The sequence below is a fragment of the Stenotrophomonas sp. Y-13 genome (assembly GCF_046267925.1).
GTDB lineage: Bacteria > Pseudomonadota > Gammaproteobacteria > Xanthomonadales > Xanthomonadaceae > Stenotrophomonas > Stenotrophomonas acidaminiphila_A.
The window spans coordinates 2,480,463-2,496,989 of record NZ_CP176501.1; the positions used below are offsets into that span (position 1 = coordinate 2,480,463).

The 16,527-nt window shown below is 71.0% G+C and carries 14 protein-coding genes; 7 read left to right on the forward strand and 7 right to left on the reverse strand.

Features of this window, described 5'->3' with window-relative positions:
• Positions 1-59: 59 nt before the first annotated feature.
• The 3 genes from ACJ7VY_RS11300 to ACJ7VY_RS11310 form a co-directional block, all read right to left on the reverse strand.
• Positions 60-782 carry a pseudouridine synthase gene (locus ACJ7VY_RS11300; protein ID WP_104939235.1) on the reverse strand — a complete coding sequence of 241 codons (723 nt, stop codon included), beginning with the start codon at positions 780-782 and terminating at the stop codon, positions 60-62.
• 7 nt (positions 783-789) lie between these two features.
• Positions 790-2,445 (reverse strand): diguanylate cyclase, encoded by a 1,656-nt coding sequence (locus ACJ7VY_RS11305; RefSeq protein WP_409475633.1) that lies wholly within the window; start codon positions 2,443-2,445, stop codon positions 790-792.
• Between the two features lie 181 nt (positions 2,446-2,626).
• Entirely contained in the window at positions 2,627-4,549 is a 1,923-nt protein-coding gene (locus ACJ7VY_RS11310) for a DEAD/DEAH box helicase (RefSeq protein ID WP_240212095.1), read from the reverse strand.
• Positions 4,550-4,874: 325 nt separating this feature from the next.
• Here ACJ7VY_RS11310 and ACJ7VY_RS11315 point away from each other — a divergent pair, with 325 nt between their 5' ends.
• Positions 4,875-5,087, forward strand: coding sequence for an RNA-binding S4 domain-containing protein (locus ACJ7VY_RS11315; RefSeq protein ID WP_104939238.1), 213 nt, complete (start codon positions 4,875-4,877; stop codon positions 5,085-5,087).
• Between the two features lie 16 nt (positions 5,088-5,103).
• On the opposite strand, the gene ubiM is transcribed toward ACJ7VY_RS11315, so the two are convergent.
• Entirely contained in the window at positions 5,104-6,285 is a 1,182-nt protein-coding gene (gene ubiM, locus ACJ7VY_RS11320) for a 5-demethoxyubiquinol-8 5-hydroxylase UbiM (RefSeq protein ID WP_409475634.1), read from the reverse strand.
• 101 nt (positions 6,286-6,386) lie between these two features.
• Complete coding sequence (locus tag ACJ7VY_RS11325) at positions 6,387-7,514, reverse strand: hypothetical protein (protein WP_104939240.1); 1,128 nt, start codon at positions 7,512-7,514, stop codon at positions 6,387-6,389.
• A 161-nt stretch (positions 7,515-7,675) separates the two neighbouring features.
• Here ACJ7VY_RS11325 and ACJ7VY_RS11330 point away from each other — a divergent pair, with 161 nt between their 5' ends.
• The 3 genes from ACJ7VY_RS11330 (at position 7,676) to ACJ7VY_RS11340 (ending at position 10,967) form a co-directional block, all read left to right on the forward strand.
• Positions 7,676-9,145 (forward strand): AlkA N-terminal domain-containing protein, encoded by a 1,470-nt coding sequence (locus ACJ7VY_RS11330; protein WP_313247843.1) that lies wholly within the window; start codon positions 7,676-7,678, stop codon positions 9,143-9,145.
• On the forward strand, positions 9,142-9,651 hold the full coding sequence (locus ACJ7VY_RS11335; protein ID WP_313247841.1) for a methylated-DNA--[protein]-cysteine S-methyltransferase: 510 nt from the start codon (positions 9,142-9,144) through the stop codon (positions 9,649-9,651). Before ACJ7VY_RS11330 ends, ACJ7VY_RS11335 begins: the two co-directional genes overlap by 4 nt.
• A gap of 62 nt (positions 9,652-9,713) precedes the next feature.
• Positions 9,714-10,967 carry an ectonucleotide pyrophosphatase/phosphodiesterase gene (locus ACJ7VY_RS11340; protein ID WP_313247839.1) on the forward strand — a complete coding sequence of 418 codons (1,254 nt, stop codon included), beginning with the start codon at positions 9,714-9,716 and terminating at the stop codon, positions 10,965-10,967.
• A 120-nt stretch (positions 10,968-11,087) separates the two neighbouring features.
• Here ACJ7VY_RS11340 and ACJ7VY_RS11345 read toward each other — a convergent pair whose 3' ends face one another.
• Positions 11,088-11,270: a 30S ribosomal protein THX gene (locus tag ACJ7VY_RS11345; RefSeq protein WP_054666917.1), complete on the reverse strand. Its 183-nt coding sequence runs from the start codon at positions 11,268-11,270 to the stop codon at positions 11,088-11,090.
• 108 nt (positions 11,271-11,378) lie between these two features.
• A complete protein-coding gene (locus tag ACJ7VY_RS11350; protein WP_104939245.1) occupies positions 11,379-11,789 on the reverse strand; it encodes a MerC domain-containing protein in 411 nt (136 codons plus the stop codon).
• A 130-nt stretch (positions 11,790-11,919) separates the two neighbouring features.
• Between ACJ7VY_RS11350 and ACJ7VY_RS11355 the strand changes: the two genes are divergently transcribed.
• The 3 genes from ACJ7VY_RS11355 (at position 11,920) to ACJ7VY_RS11365 (ending at position 16,518) form a co-directional block, all read left to right on the forward strand.
• Positions 11,920-14,139, forward strand: a complete 2,220-nt coding sequence (locus tag ACJ7VY_RS11355; protein ID WP_409475635.1) for a TonB-dependent receptor — start codon at positions 11,920-11,922, stop codon at positions 14,137-14,139.
• A gap of 163 nt (positions 14,140-14,302) precedes the next feature.
• Positions 14,303-14,869 carry a TetR/AcrR family transcriptional regulator gene (locus ACJ7VY_RS11360; protein ID WP_104940230.1) on the forward strand — a complete coding sequence of 189 codons (567 nt, stop codon included), beginning with the start codon at positions 14,303-14,305 and terminating at the stop codon, positions 14,867-14,869.
• Complete coding sequence (locus tag ACJ7VY_RS11365; RefSeq protein ID WP_313253599.1) at positions 14,866-16,518, forward strand: MFS transporter; 1,653 nt, start codon at positions 14,866-14,868, stop codon at positions 16,516-16,518. The genes ACJ7VY_RS11360 and ACJ7VY_RS11365 overlap by 4 nt, the downstream gene beginning before the upstream one ends.
• Positions 16,519-16,527 lie beyond the last annotated feature (9 nt).

Below are 16,527 nucleotides of genomic sequence, written 5' to 3' on the forward strand. Positions count from 1 at the left end.
GGAAACAGGGCGAGTCTAGCCTCACCCCGCCGTAGTCAGCGCGGCGAACCGGTCACACTTCACCACTCCCGCTGCTGCGGCAGCAGCCCGCGCAGTTCCTGCTCGGTGAGGTTGCGCCACTGGCCGGGCTTGAGCGCGCCGATCTTGATGTTGTCGATGCGCACCCGGCGCAGCTGGGTGACACGGTAGCCGAAGGCGGCGGCCATCAGCCGGATCTGGCGGTTGAGGCCCTGCTGCAGCACGATGCGGAAGCCGAACTTGGCGATGCGGGTGGCGCGGCACGGCAGCGTCATCTGGTCGTGGATGCGCACGCCGCGCGCCATGCCGCGCAGGAACTCCTCGGTGACCGGCTTGTTCACCGCCACCAGGTACTCTTTCTGGTGGCCGTTCTCGGCACGCAGGATCTGGTTGACGATGTCGCCGTTGCTGGTCATCAGGATCAGGCCTTCCGAATCCTTGTCCAGGCGCCCGATCGGGAAGATGCGCTGCTCGTGGCCGACGAAGTCGACGATGTTGCCCTTGACCGCGCTCTCGGTGGTGCAGGTGATGCCCACCGGCTTGTTCAGCGCGATGTACACGTGCCTGCGGCCGGTGCTCTTCTGCACCGCGCGCGCGCGCAGCGGCTGCCCATCGACGCGTACCTCGTCGCCCTCGCCGACCACCGCGCCGGTGCCGGCCACCGTGCCGTTGACGGTCACGCGCCGGGCGCCGATCAGGCGGTCGGCCTCGCGGCGGGAACAGAAGCCGGATTCGGCGATGTGCTTGTTGAGTCGGGTCGTCATCGACCCATTATCCGCCATCGCCCGGGGCGGCGGACAGCGCGGCGGCATCGTCGCCGGCGGCGACCACGCGGTCGCGGCCGCCGCGCTTGGCCTGGTACATGGCATTGTCGGCGCGCCGCAGCAGCGCGGTCAGGTCGTCGCCCTGCGCGAGCATTTCCGCCAGGCCGATGCTGACCGTGACCACGAGGCCGTCGTGGCGCAGGTCGGCCGCCTGCCGCGCGATCTTCTCGCGCAACTGCTCCAGCCGCGGCAGCGCCACCTCGGCGCGGGTACCCGGCAACAGCACCAGGAACTCCTCGCCGCCCATGCGGATGACGTCGTCGCGGTCACGCACCGCGGCGAGCAGCGCGTTGGCCACCGACACCAGCACCGCATCGCCGACCTCGTGGCCGAAGCGGTCGTTGATCTGCTTGAACAGGTCGATGTCGAGAAAACCGATCGACAGCGGCAGGTCGTCCTTGCGCGCGCGCAGCATGTGGCACTCGAGCTGGCGCAGGCCGGCGCGGCGGTTGGGCAGCCCGGTCAGCGCATCGGTGTCGGCCAGCTGGCGCATCTCGTCGCGCTGCTGGCGCAGGTTGCCGAGCCGGCGGTTGAGACCGTAGGCATACATCATCAGGAACCAGGTCACCGACAACTGCACCGCCTCGACCCGGAACCGCACCAGTTCGCGGCTGCCGGCCATGTCGGCCAGGGCCATCAGCAGCAACGGCGCCACCGCGGCGATGCCGTCCACCGCCTGGTAGTCGCCGCGGCGCAGCGACGCGATACCGGCCACCAGCGCCAGCACGCAGACCAGGGTGAAAGCGTGGTCCAGGGTGGCGGCCACCCATGCCAGCCCCGCCCACGGCAACAGCGGCGTGACCAGGGCCAGCAGCATCAGCAACAGCGCCAGGCGCCGCACCCACGGGCGCGAGCGCGGCCAGGTCTGCAGTCCGCCGCACAGCCGCCACAGCACCCAGCCCATCACCCCGATGCTCAACGCCGAAGCCGACACCATCCACCACGAGGCCAGGCTGCCCACCGGCAGCCAGGGTTCGGGGTAGCCACTCAACCCGCTGAGCACCGACTGCCACACCACCAGCAGGACGGTGGCCAGCGTGTACACCAGGAAATCGCGGTCGCGGGTGGTGAAGAAACCCATCAGCGCCGACAGCGCCAGGGCAATGGCGATGGCGATGCAGGCGGTGCGCACCAGCAGGCGCATGGTGTCGATCTGCTGCACCGGGCTGGGCGCGCCGAGCTGCAGCGTGGGAATGAAGCGCGCCTTGAGCGGCTTTTCCCAGGCCACCCGGATCGGCTCCATGTCGCCGGGCTTGGGCACCATGACCATGCCGATGCCGGCGCGGAAACGCGAGTCGCGGGTGCGCGCGTCCTGCATGTTGCCGCATATCTGCCGGTCGCCGTGGGAGATCATCACCTCGCCGGCGAATACGTTGAACACGTCCACGGCCTGCGGCGCGCCGGACCAGCCGCCGGCCGGCGCGGGAATCAGGATGCCGTCGCCCAGCCGCTCCAGCACGCCCGGCGGGCAGGCGCGGATCGGTGTTTGTTCGGCGGTCGGTTCGCCGATCAGCAGGTAATCATGGTCGAGTTGCGGGCGCTGCGCGAAGCTGGCCAGCGGCAGCAGCAACAGCAGCAGCGACAGCAGCCTCTGTCCCGCCATCACCCGCGCCCTCGCCCCACACCCCGCGATCACCATCCCTTCCCCTGCGCACACCCCATGCGTCGGCGATTATCGCATGCGGCCATTGCGCCGCCGTCACGCCGCTCCTGCTGCCGGAATCGCCGCCGGCAGTGGCGCGCACGCAGCCGCCGCCATGGCGGCCGGCCGCGTGCGCCGTGGCTCAGGCACCGCGCGGACCGCGCGGTTTGAAGCCGCCCGGGCGACCGCCCGGGGCGCGCGGGCCACCGGGACGCCCGGCAGGCCGGGGGCCCTTGCCGAAGCGCGGCTTGAACCCCGGCGCGGCGCCCTGCGCCTCGCCCGGCTCCACCCTGCGCATGCGCAGCTGCTGGCCGGACACCCACACCTTCTGCAGGTGCTGCAGGGTGTCCGCGGGCATTTCCGCCGGCAGGTCGAGTACCGAGTGGTCGTCGTGGATATCGATGCGGCCGATGTAGCGGCTCTCCAGCCCGGCCTCGTTGGCGATGGCGCCGACGATGTTGGCCGGCTTCACGCCGTGCATGTGGCCGACCTCGATGCGGTACGTCTCCATGCCGAATTCCGGCGCGCCGCGCGGCGGCATTTCGCGCCGCTGGCGCGGCTCGAAGGCGCCTTCGGCACGTGCCGCGCGCTCGCCGTCATCGGCCTGCGGGGCACGCTCGAAGCGCGGTTCGAACCGCGCCGGACGTTCGCCGCGGTCCTCGCGCTGGCGCGGGAAACCGCCATCGCGCGCCGGGCGCTCGCCGCGGCCGGCCGGCGGCTCGCGGCGCTCGCGCACCGGCGGCGCCAGCAGGAACGGGGCGTCGCCCTGCAGCAGGCGCGCCAGCGCCGCGGCGATCTCCACCGCCGGCACGTTGTGCTCGTTCTCGTAACGCTGCACCAGGTCGCGGTAGAAATCGGTGTCGCCGTCGGCCAGGGTCTGGCTGATGCGCTCCATGAACTTGGCCACGCGGTGGTCGTTGACCGCGTCCACGCTTGGCAGCTGCATTTCCTCGATCGGCTGCCGGGTGGCGCGCTCGATCTGGCGCAGCATGCCCTTCTCGCGCGGGGTGACGAACAGGATCGCCTCGCCGCTGCGTCCGGCGCGGCCGGTACGGCCGATGCGGTGCACGTAGCTCTCGGTGTCGTACGGGATGTCGTAGTTCAGCACGTGGCTGATGCGCTCCACGTCCAGGCCGCGCGCGGCCACGTCGGTGGCGACCAGGACGTCGAGCTTGCCTTCCTTCAGCTGGCCGATGGTGCGCTCGCGCTGGGCCTGCTGCATGTCGCCGTTGATGGCGGCGGCGGCCAGGCCGCGCGCCTGCAGCTTCTCGGCAAGCTCCTCGGTGCCGGCCTTGGTGCGCGCGAAGATGATCATCGCGTCGAACGGCTCCACTTCCAGGATGCGGGTCAGCGCATCGAGCTTGTGCATGCCGCTCACCCACCAGTAGCGCTGGCGGATGTTGGCCGAGGTGGTGGTCTTGGAGGCGATGGTCACCTCCACCGGCTCGCGCAGGTAGGTCTGCGCGATGCGCCGGATCTGCGACGGCATGGTCGCCGAGAACAGCGCGACCTGGCGGCTCTCCGGCAGCTTCTTGAGCACCGCCTCGACGTCGTCGATGAAGCCCATGCGCAGCATTTCGTCGGCTTCGTCCAGCACCAGGGTCTTCAGCTCGGACAGGTCCAGGGTGCCGCGGTCCAGGTGGTCGATGACGCGACCGGGGGTGCCGACCACGACGTGCACGCCGCGGCGCAGCGCCGAGAGCTGCTGGCCATAGGGCTGGCCGCCGTACACCGGCAGCACCCGGAAGCCGGGCATCGACGCCGAATAGGTCTGGAACGCCTCGGCGACCTGGATGGCCAGCTCGCGGGTCGGGGCCAGCACCAGTACCTGCGGCTTGGTGGCGGAAAGATCGATGTTGGACAGCACCGGCAGCGCGAAGGCACCGGTCTTGCCGGTACCGGTCTGCGCCTGGCCGAGCACGTCGCGGCCTTGCAGCATCGCCGGAATGGTGGCGGCCTGGATCGGCGACGGGGTTTCGTAGCCGACGGCGGCCACCGCCTTCATCACAGCGTCGGACAGGCCGAGGTCTGCGAACAGCAGCGGCGCGGGGGATTCTTGGGACATGGGGACTCCGGGGGCACCGCGGCGAACGCAGCGGGCAGGAAAATGGGGCGTATTGTGCGCCTTGCGCGGCCCCCTGTCGAAAGCTGCCGATGGCATCCGTTCAGCTGTCCTCCCCAGCAGCCACCGGCAGGTGCCTGTCGCGGCCGGTTCCCGCCAGGCACGGGCGAATCCCGGCCCCGGCGCGCCGCGCGGGTGAGGCGGCCACCGGCGGCACCGTGACGCCGGCGCCCGCCGCCGGACGCTGGCCCGCCGGGTGGCCACCGCGGTTACAGCGGTTCACGGCCGCGGCAGGCGATAATCGCCCCCTTTCCCCGCCGGCCTCCCCATGCAGACCATCGATTTCGAACTGGACCGCGAGTACGTGGAACTCAAGCAGTTGCTCAAGCTGACCGACCTGGTGGCCAGCGGCGGCGAAGCCAAGATGATCATCGGCGAGGGCCAGGTCCGGGTCGACGGCGCGGTCGAACTGCGCAAGGCCTGCAAGATCCGCGCGGGCCAGCAGGTGGAGCTGGGCGACGTGCGGATCCGGGTGCGCTGACGCCGGCTGCGGGCGCTCAGCCCGTGGCGCGCTGGGTCAGGTGCGCGGCGATCATCTTCCTGAAGGGCGCCACCCCGTGCGCTGCCCGCAGCGCGGCGCCGCGCAGCAGCCGTGCCGGCAGGCGGCTGTCGTTGTACAGCGCGGCAATGGCATTGGTCGCCTCGTACAGTGGCCGCGTCGCCAACCGGTGCCCCCGCTCGTAGCGCGCCAGCACCGCCGCCGCGCCGATGTCGGCGCCGCGCGCGGCCGCGGCCGCGACTTCCCTGACCAGCCGCTGCTGACTCTGCAGCCCGAAATTGAACCCGTGCGCGGTCACCGGGTGCATGCCCACCGCGGCATCGCCGGCCAGCGCATAGCGGTGCCCAGCGAAGCGGTGCGCGTACACGCCCACCAGCGGATAGGCATGGCGCGTGCCGACCGGGCGCATCCGTCCCAGGCGCTGCTCGAAGAAGCCGGTGACGGCCTCGCCGAAGGCGGCCTCGTCCATCGCCATCAGTTCCTGGATGCCCTGCGGCGGCAGGGTGATCACCGCCGAGCACTGGTCGCCGGGCAGCGGCAGCATGGCCAGGGTGCGGCCGTAGCCGAACCATTCCCACGCGGTGTGCTGGTGCGGCAGCTCGTGGGCAAGCCGGCATACCAGCATCGACTTGCCGAAATCGCGCATCTGCGCGCCGATGCCCATCATCCGCCGGGTCGCCGAGAAGCGGCTGTCGGCGGCGACCACCAGCCGCGCCGACAGGCGGCGGCCATCGTCCAGCACCACCGTGTTGGTGGCCTCGCCGGTCTCGATCGCGGTCACCCTGGCGCCGTCCACCAGTTCCAGCCCGGCCTGGCCCTGCACCGCCTCCCAGGCGGCGCGGCGGATCAGGTGGTTGGGAACCAGCCAGCCCAGCGGATCGGCGTCCTCGTTGCCGGCGGCGAAGCCGAGCGCGAATGGCGATGCGCCGTTCATGACCCTGGCGCTGCGCAGCGGCGAGACCTGCGCCGGATCGATCCGCTCCCACAGCCCCAGGGTGCGCATGATCTGCCGCGAGGCATGGGTCAGCGCGATCTCGCGGCCATCGAAGGCCGGCTCGGCCAGCGCCGCGGCCGGCTGCAGTTCCACCAGGGTCACCGCCAGTCCGGTATCGGCCAGCCCGCGTGCCAGACACAGCCCTGCCGGGCCCGCGCCCACCACCAGTACATCGACAGCCCGCATCTTCCGCCTCCGCATTCCGTGTCCGGCACAGCCTAGGGCCGGCGACCGGCGGCGGCCTTGATCCGGATCATGTCAGGCCCGGGTCGCCCCGGCGCGGGTGTTCACAGGTCGCCGCGGCGCGGCTCCACGCCTGCCGTGGCCGGCGTCAGCGGCGGCCGCGGCGCGGCGTCGGCCGGCATCTCCAGCAGCGCGGTGTCGATTTCCGACAACGGGCTCTCGTCCGGGCAGGCCTCGTCGGGGAAGCCGAAATGCTCCTTCAGCGCCTGCCCGCAGCTGGTCACCGCGTCCAGCTCGGCGCCCTCGAGCTTGCACTGGCGGTCGAAGGCGATCAGGAACGCATCCTTGCGGCGCACGAAGTCGTCGCCGCACTTGCGCATCTGCTTGATCCGCTCCAGGTCGTCCTGCACCGCGTTGGTGCCATCCAGGCCGTACTGCTTGAGTTCTTCGCTGGTGAGCAGGCGCAGGCTGCGGTTGGGCACGGTCATCATCAGGTCGGCCACGCCCACCGCCACGCCGTTGCGCTGCAGGTAGTCCTTCACGTTGTCGTAGACCTCGTGCAGTTCCTTGTTGAGTTCGGCGCGCGAGGTGGCGGTGGAACTGATGCGCATCATCCGGTGGATGCCGACCTTGCCGGAGATCAGGCGGTTGTCGCCGGCGGCGAGCACGAACACGCAGGCGCTGTGGCAGATGGAGCCCTCGCGCACCCAGATGGTCCAGCCGGATTCGCCGATGCTGTCGCCGGCTACGATCGCCGCTTCCACCTGGCCGCCGCTGGAGTCCAGGTCGAGCACCCGCTTGCCGATCTTCTTGGCGTCGGCCACCACCGCCAGCCGCGACACCATCGCGGCGAACGACGGGTTGATCTTGCCGGCATAGCGCACCCGCAGCAGCCCGCGTTCGCGGCACGGCTCCAGCGCCGCATCCAGGGTCTTGCGGTCCAGCGCCTCCAGCGCGGCGCCATCGCCGGCTTCGCCGGTGTAGTCGGTATCGCAGCTGACCCAGGCCTTGCCGTTCTCCAGCACCACCTCCGGCCAGGCCTTGTCCCGCGCCGGCTTCACCGGCGGCGGCGGCGGCGGTGCGTCGGCCGCGTTGATCGACACCATGTGGTCGCCATCGGCGGCCAGCGCCGCGGCCGGATCGGCGGCCGCCACCGGCCTGTCCTTGTCGCCCCCGGTGCAGGCGAGCAACCCGGCACCCAGCAACGGCAACCACCAGAATCTGCGCAACATGGACAACGATCGGATCCGGAGCAAGGCGCCGCGCGCCAGGGGCTACAGTCTAGTCCGCATCGGCTGCGGCACCGCAATGCGCCCTGAACCGCGCGGCCCGGCCGCGCATTGATGTCCGGAAATGGCCAGTCCGGACCCGCCTTCGGGCCTAGACTGGCCCCATGAGCACTCACGCGCTGCCCAGCCACGACCAATGCGAACAGGCCCGCCTGGCCCGCGACGCGCGCTTCGACGGGCTGTTCTTCACCGCCGTGCGCAGTACCGGCATCTACTGCCGGCCAGTGTGCCCGGCACCGCCGCCGCGCCGCGACAACGTCAGCTATTACCCCACCGCCGCGGCGGCCGCGGCGGCCGGCTATCGCCCCTGCCTGCGCTGCCGCCCGGAACTGTCGCCGGACGACGCCAGTTTCATGCAGGACCATACCCTGCACCGGGCGTTGGCGCTGCTGGACGAAGGCATCCTGCAGGACCAGCCGGTCGCCGCGCTGGCGCAGGCCATGGAGCTGAGCACGCGCCAGCTGCAGCGGCTGTTCGTCGCCCGGCTCGGCGCCACCCCCGCGCAGTTGCACGCGACCCGGCGCCTGCTGCTGGCCAAGCAGCTGCTCACCGAAACCCACCTGCCGGTGACCGAGGTGGCGCTGGCCGCCGGCTTCAACAGCCTGCGCCGCTTCAACGACGCCTTCCTCGCCGGCTGCGGCATGCCGCCCAGCGCCCTGCGCAGGCGCCATGGCGCGGTGGCCGGCGGCGAGCCGGTGCTGCGGCTGGCGTACCGTCCGCCGCTGGATTTCCCCGCCATGCTCGAGTTCCTGCGCAGGCGCGCGATCCCCGGCATCGAACGCATCGACGCCGACAGCTACCGGCGGGTGATCGTCGCCAATGGCCGCGCCAGCCTGATCCGGGTCAGTGCCGACCCGAAGCGGCCGGAGCTGCGCCTGCAGCTCGGCACCACCGACGCGCGCGCGATCCCGGCGATCGTGGCCAGGGTGCGGCGGGTGTTCGACCTGGATGCCGACCTGGCCACCGTGCATGCCTGCCTGGCGCGCGAGCCGCTGCTGGCGCGGGGCATCGCGCGGCGCCCCGGCCTGCGCATCCCCGGCGGCTGGGACGGCTTCGAAGTGGCCGCGCGCGCCGTGCTGGGGCAGCAGGTCAGCGTCGCCGCGGCCACCACCTTGGCGCGGCGGCTGGTCGAACGCTTCGGACAGGCGCTGGCGGACCTGCCCGACGGCCTGGACCGTCAATTCCCCACCCCGGAAGTATTGGCCGAGGCGCCGCTGGAAAGCATCGGCCTGCCGCGCACCCGTGCGGCCACGCTGCGGGCGGTGGCGCGGGCCTGCAGCGAAGGCCGGCTGCAGTTCAGCCGCGCCCAGACCCTGGAACAGTTCGTCCAGCAGGCCACCGCGCTGCCCGGCATCGGCCCGTGGACGGCCCACTACATGGCGCTGCGCGCACTGGGCATGCCCGACGCCTTCCCCGCCGGCGACCTGGTGCTGCAGCAGGTGCTCGGCGAAGGCCAGCGCCTGAGCGAGCGCGCCACCGAGGCCCGTTCGCAGGCCTGGCGCCCCTGGCGCGCCTATGCGGTCCTCCATCTGTGGCACCTGGCCGCCGAACCCGACAAGGAACCGACGCAATGACCCTCTTCTATGATCGCTTCAACACCCCCATCGGCCCCCTGACCGTCGCCGCCGACGCGGCCGGCCTGCGCCACATCCTGTTCGCGCACAACCGCCACGATGCCAAGGGCCGCGACCAGTGGCAGCACGCGCCGGACGCCGTCGCCGAACCCCGCCGGCAATTGCTGGACTACCTGCATGGCCGCCGCCGCACCTTCGACCTGGTGCTGGCCCCGGTCGGCACCGAGTTCCAGCTGCAGGTCTGGCACGCGCTGGCCGACATCCCGTTCGGCGGCACCTGGAGCTATCGCCAGCTGGCACAGCGCATCGGCCGCCCCAGTGCGACCCGCGCGGTGGGCGCGGCCAATGGCCGCAACCCACTGCCGATCGTGCTGCCCTGCCACCGGGTGATCGGCAACGACGGTTCGCTGACCGGCTTCGGCGGCGGCCTGCCGACCAAGGCCGCGCTGCTGCGGCTTGAAGGCGCGCTGCCCGACACGGTCGCCGCGCCCGCCCTGTTCGACTAGACCGCGACGACGAAGCACCCGGCGTCTGCCTGCTGTCATCATGGCGGGACTATCATTGGCGCATGATCCAACTCCGCACTTCCCTCGCGCTGCTCGGCGCCTGCCTGCTCGCCGCCTGCGCCTCGACCGGCCCCACCCCCGCTACTCCCGCTGCCGCCACGGCGCCGCCCACCGTCCTGCTGCTATCCATCGACGGCCTGCGCGCGGACATGGTCGAGCGCGGCCACAGCCCCAACCTGGCCCGCCTGGCGCGCGAAGGCGTGCGTGCGGTCGGCATGTCCCCGTCCTACCCGTCGCTGACCTTCCCCAACCACTACACCCTGGTCACGGGGCTGCGTCCGGACCACCACGGCATCATCCACAACAGCATGCGCGCCGAGGACCTGGGCGATTTCCGCCTGGACAACCGCGAGGCGGTGACCAACCCGGCCTGGTGGGGTGGCGAGCCGATCTGGGTCGGCGTCGAGAAGGCTGGCTACAAAAGCGCGACCTGGTCATGGCCCGGCAGCGAGGCCGCCATCCAGGGCGTGCACGCCAGCCAATGGCACGCCTACGACGAAAGCGTGCCGCTGCCCGAACGCATGCAGTTGGTGCTGTCATGGCTGCAGGGCGCGCCCGACGGCCACAAGCCGCGCCTGGTCGCGGCCTACATGGAGCAGGTCGACAAGGCCGGGCACACCTACGGTCCGGACTCGCCCGAGTACGCCGCCGCGCTGCAGCAGGTGGACGCCGCCATCGGCGAGCTGCTGGACGGCATGCGCCGCGACGGCCTGCTCGACCAGACCAACGTGATCGTCGTGTCCGACCATGGCATGGCCAATGTCGCGGACGGACAGGTGATCGCCACCGAGGACATGGTCGCCCCGGAGATCGCGCGCGAGGTATCGGTCGGCCAGTCGATCGGCTTCGCGCCGCAGCCGGGGCGCGAACGCGAGGCGGAAAAGGCCCTGCTCGGCGCGCACCCGCACTACGACTGCTGGAAGAAGGAACAGCTGCCGGCACGCTGGCACTACGGCACCCACCCGCGTATTCCGCCGATCGTCTGCCAGATGCACGAAGGCTGGGATGCGCTGACCCGCAAGAGCATCGCCCGGCGCCCGCCCGGCAACCGCGGCTCGCACGGATACGACCCGGCGCTGCCCTCGATGCAGGCGGTCTTCGTCGCCCGCGGCCCCGCGTTCCGCCAGGGCGTACTACTGCCCCGCTTCGACAACGTTGACGTCTACCCGCTGCTGGCGCGGTTGACCGGCATCACCCCGGCGCCGAACGACGGCGATCCACAGGCGTTGCTGCCGGCGTTGCGCGGACAGGATTGAATGGCGGCCGCCGCTCGATCGCGGCGCAGCACACGCCATGACCGGCGCCGGCAGGCAGGGCGCGAGGCAAGCAAAAAAAAAGCGGCGCAAGCGCCGCTTTTTCGCTGATGCCAGCCGGGATCAACCGGCCTTGGCCACCGTCTTCTTGGCCACGGCCTTCTTGGCCGGTGCCTTGGCGACAGTCTTCTTGGCGACCGGCGCAGCTGCGCCCACGGCCACCTTGCTCACCGAATGCGAGCGCGCATTGCCATAGCTGGCGTTGTAGCGCTTGCCCTTGGCGGTCTTACGGTCACCCTTACCCATGTCGTCAACTCCTTAGTGTGAAATCAGATTGCCCCGTACTGACACGGGTTCGGCGAGGCCGCTGTAGCAGCGCCCCCGCGCGTGAAGTGAAAGCCTACCATGCGCCCCTCAATGCGCGCAGCTGGCGTCGTGCACGTGCAGGTGGTTGAGCCGCAGGTTCATCAGGTGCGCCAGCCCCACCAGCACGCCGCCGAGCGTCATCACCACCGCGTGCGGCAGCTGCGAATGATGCAGCCCGGCATGCAGCAACCCGGCCCACAGCAGCGCCAGGCCCGGCACCAGCAGCGCCAGCGCACGCAGCGCGCGGTGGCGGCGGTAGCCCCAGAGCAGGCTAAACAGGCCAAGGAAGGTCACGAACACCACCACCGCCTGTTCGACCCCGTCGCTCAACCAGAACGACAGGCCCAGCGACGGCGCCAATGCCAGCAGCGCCGGCAGTGCCGCACAGTGCACCGCGCACAGCAGCGACCCGGCGGCACCGAAGCGGTCGAGGAACTGGCGGGACGATTTCAGCGGCATGACTTCCAGCAGGGGCGGTGGCGCGTTATGGAATAATATAACATTATCCATCGGCCCGCTTGAGCTCCCTGCTTCTCGTTTCCCGTCCCGGCCGTCCCTCGCCCCTCAATTGATACAAAGTAACAACACCATGACCCGACCCGCCCACTCCCACCGCTTTCCGCGTCTCGCCCGCCACGCCCTGTCCGTGGCGCTTGTCGCCGCCCTTCCGGCCGCCGCCCAGGCCGCCGACGAAACCGATGGGCAGAGCCATCACCTGACTGAACTGTCCACGGTCAAGGTCACCGCCTCGCCGCTGCAGAGCGATGCCGAATCGCTCGCCCGGCCGGTCGCGGTGCTGGCCGGCGAGGAGCTGGATGCACGCAAGGGCGCCACCCTGGGCGACACCATCGCGCGCATGCCCGGGGTGCAGACCAGCAATTTCGGCCCCGGCGTGGGCCGGCCGATCATCCGTGGGCAGGAAGGCCCGCGCGTGGCGGTGGTCGCCAACGGCGTCGGCAACATGGACGCGTCCACCGTCAGCGCCGACCACGCCACCAGCATCGAGCCGTTCCTGGCCGACCAGATCGAGGTGCTGAAGGGCCCGGCGACCCTGCTGTTCGGCAGCGGCGCCATCGGCGGCGCGGTCAACGTGGTCGACGGGCGCATCGCCCGCGACCTGCCCGACCGCCCCCTGAGCGGCCGCGCCGAGCTGCGCGGCAACAGCGTCAATGACGAGCGCAGCGGCATGTTCCGGCTCGATGGCGTCAGCGGCGGCAACCTGGTGCTGCACGTCGATGGCCTGGTGCGCAACGGCGACGACTACCGCATTCCCGGCCGTGCGATCGACCCTGCGGCGCTGGACGACGACCATGACGATCACGCCGATCACGCCGATCACGGCGACGAGCTTGGTCCGCGCGGACGCCTGGAGAACAGCGCCATGCGCACCCGCGCCGGCGGCGTCGGTGCCACCTGGCTGGGCGAATCCGGCTTCCTCGGCGCCTCGCTGGGCACCTACCGCAGCAACTACGGCATCCCCAACGGCGCCCATGTCCACGCCGGCGACGATCACGACCATGACCACGACCACGACGACCACGGCGAAGAGGCGGCTGGCGAGCACGACGTGCGCATCGACATGGTGCAGAACCGCTTCGACGTGAAGGGCGGTGTCTACGATCCGCTGCCGTTCCTGCAGAGCGTCACCGTGCGCGCGGCCTGGACCGACTACGAGCACACCGAACTGGACGCCGGCACCCCGTCCACCCGCTTCACCAACAAGGGCGTGGAAGGCCGCGTGGAAGCGGTGCAGACCCCGCTGGCCGGCTGGAACGGCGCGTTCGGCCTGCAGTTCGGCGACAGCGACTTCGGCGCGCACGGCGAGGAGGCCTTTGTCCCCGGTACCACCACCCGCAGCCTGGGCCTGTTCGTGCTGCAGGAAAAGCAGTTCGGCCCGCTCAAGCTGGAACTGGGCGGCCGCCACGACCGGGTCCGGCTGAGCCCGGAGGGCACCGCGCCCGACCGCGACTTCGGCGCCACCAACCTGTCGGCGGCCGGCATCTGGACGGTCAACGACCATGTCGACCTGCGCTTCGGCGTGGACCGCTCCGAGCGCGCGCCGACCAACGAGGAGCTGTACGCCGCCGGCGCCCACATCGCCACCCGCTCGCTGGAGATCGGCGACGCCAACCTGGACACCGAGCGCGGCCACCGCATGGAACTGGGCCTGCACGCGCACAGTGACCGCATCGACGTCTCGGCCGCGGTCTACCAGACGAAGTTCAGGGACTTCATCTATCTGGCCGACACCGGCGTGGTCGAGCAGGGCCTGCCGGTCCGGGTCTGGACCCAGCAGGACGCCACCTTCAAGGGCGCCGAGGCCGAGGCCATGTTCCATCTGGTCGAAGGCGACGGCGGCGACTGGGACCTGCGCGTGTTCGGCGACTACGTCAAGGCCGAACTGGACGGCAGCGGCAGCCGCCGTGCGGACATCGCCGTGCCGCATGGCGACCACAGCCACGCTTACAGCGTGGACCTCGCCAACGGCGGCCATCTGCCGCGGATCGCGCCGGCACGCGTCGGCGCCGACCTGCGCTGGGCCCGCGACGGCTGGCGCGCTTCGCTGGGCGCGATCCGCTACGGCAGCCAGCGCGACGTCGCCGCGAACGAGGCACCCAGCCCCGGCTACACCCTGGTCGACGCGCACCTTGCCTACCGCTGGGACCGCAACGGCAGCAACAGCTACGAGCTGTTCCTGGACGGCAGCAACCTGGGCAACCGCCAGGTGCGCCCGCACACCTCGCTGCTGCGCGACTACGCACCGCTGCCCGGCCGCGGCGTCGCCTTCGGCATCCGCGCCTGGTTCTGACCGGCGCGCTGCCGACGACGGCATGAAGGAAGGGGCCGCAAGGCCCCTTCTGCTTTTACGGCACCCGAACGCCACCACCGCGCAGGTGAACGCCCGCCCCGGCGGACACTGCGTTTCACGCCGCCTCATTGCAAGCGGACACTTTTGTCCGGATCATGTGCGCATGACCTCGATCCGTTCCGATGCCGCCGCGCGTCGCGCCCAGCTGCTGGACGCGGCCGACGCCGTGTTCGGCGAACACGGCATCACCGCGCCGCTGGACCTGGTGGTGGAACGCGCCGGCGTCGGCCGCGCCACGCTGTACCGCAACTTCCCCGACCGCGCCGCGCTGATCGAGGCGATGCTGCAGCGCACGGTGGAGAAGATCCAGGCGCACGTGGCTGAACTGGGCGAGCGCGATGACGCCCTGTTCGCGCTGCTCGAGGGCATGGCCCGGCGCATCGTGCACTCGCCGGCGCTGGCCGATTACTGGCGCGCCGTGGACCAGAACGACCCGCCGATCCGCGCCGCGCGCCAGCGGGTCCTGAAGCTGATGGAGCCGGCCCTGGAGCGGGCGCGGGCGGCGGGCCTGTGTCGCCCGGACCTGGCGCTGGCCGACCTGTCGCTGGTATCGAGCATGCTCGGCGCCGCGCTGCGCGGACGCACCCGCGCCGAGCGTGCGCGGCTCGCCAGCCGCGCACTGCAGTTGCTGCGCCCCGGGCTGGCCGCGACCGGGGGCGCCGGCGAATGAAACCGCTCAAGCCGATCCCGGACTGGGAGGAACACGAAAAACCCACCCTGCCCGGCTCCGCGTCGATGCCCTGGCATCCGCCGCACCGCCGCGCGGCCTACGCCGCGGTGGCGGTACTGGTGGCGATCACCGGCGGCCTCGGCAACGCGCTGCTCAGCGCCAACCTGCCGTGGATCCAGGGGCAGATGGGCCTGCAGCCCAGTGAGGCCAACTGGCTGGTGGCGTCCTACGTGATGGTCAACGTCACCGCCAACCTGCTGGTGTTCAAGTTCCGCCAGGAGTACGGCATCCGCCTGTTCGCCGAACTGGGCCTGGGTGTCTACGCGGCGCTGGCGGTGCTGCACCTTGCGGTGGGCGGGCTGGCGACGACGATCCTGGTGCGCGCCGCCAGCGGGTTCGCAGGCGCGGCCTGCACCACCCTGGGCACGCTGTACATGCTGCAGGCGCTGCCACGCAGGTACGTGGGCAACCTGCTGGTGGTCGGCGTGGGCCTGTCGCAGCTGGCGGTGCCGCTGGCGTGGCTGCTGTCGCCGGGCCTGCTGGACCACGGCGAGTGGCACAACCTGTACCTGTTCGAGGCCGGGCTGGCGCTGTGCGCGTTCGCCGCGGTGGTGATCCTGAAGCTGCCGCCGGGCATCCAGATCAAGGTGTTCGAGCCGCTGGACTTCGTCACCTTCGCCATCCTCGCCCCGGCGCTGGCGATGCTGGTCATCGTGCTCAACCAGGGCTACCTGCACTGGTGGTTCGACACGCCGTGGCTGGGCGGGCTGCTGGCCGCGGCGACGCTACTGGTGCTGGTGGCGTTCCTGATCGAACACTACCGGCGCAACCCGCTGCTGCAGATCCGCTGGCTGATGGGGCCGACGATGCTGCGCTTCATCGCTGGCGCGTTCCTGATCCGCTTCCTGACCAACGAGCAGTCCTACGGCATGGTCACGATGATGCGCACCCTGGGCATGGGCCCGGAGCAGATGGCGCCGTTGTTCGCGGTGATCCTGCTCGGCGTGCTCACCGGCATCGCCGCCGGCGCGCTGACCTTCGGCCCGAAGGCGCTGATACCGCAGTTGCTGGCCTCGATCATCCTGCTCGGCAGCGCCGCTTTCCTCGACCAGCACCGCACCAGCCTGGACCGGCCGATGGATTTCGCGCTCAGCCAGTTCCTGGCGGCGGTGGGCAGCGGCATGTTCATGGGCCCACTGATGCTGATGGGCATGCGCCAGGCCATGGCGCGCGGGCTGGACCACATCGTGTCCTTCATCGTGGTGCTGTCGCTGACCCAGACCTTCGGCGGCCTGGCCGGCTCGGCACTGCTGGGCAGCTACCAGCTGCATCGCGAGCACGTGTATTCCAGCCAGCTGGTCAGCCAGCTGGATCCGACCGATGCGGTCGTCGCCCAGCGCCTGCACGCGCAGCAGCAGGGCTACGCCCGCCTGGTCACCGACCCGGTACAGCGCCAGGCCCAGGCCGCCGCGGCGCTGGCGCAGGCCGCCAGGCGCGAAGCCAACGTGCGCGCGTTCAACGACGTGTTCGCGCTCAGCGGCTGGCTGGCGATCGGCTTCCTCGGCTGGCTGCTGCTGGAAGTGCTGTTCCGCAACCCCACCGTGAAAAAGGCGATCCGGCCGGCCACGGCCACAACGCCTTCCAAGTGAAACCAACGA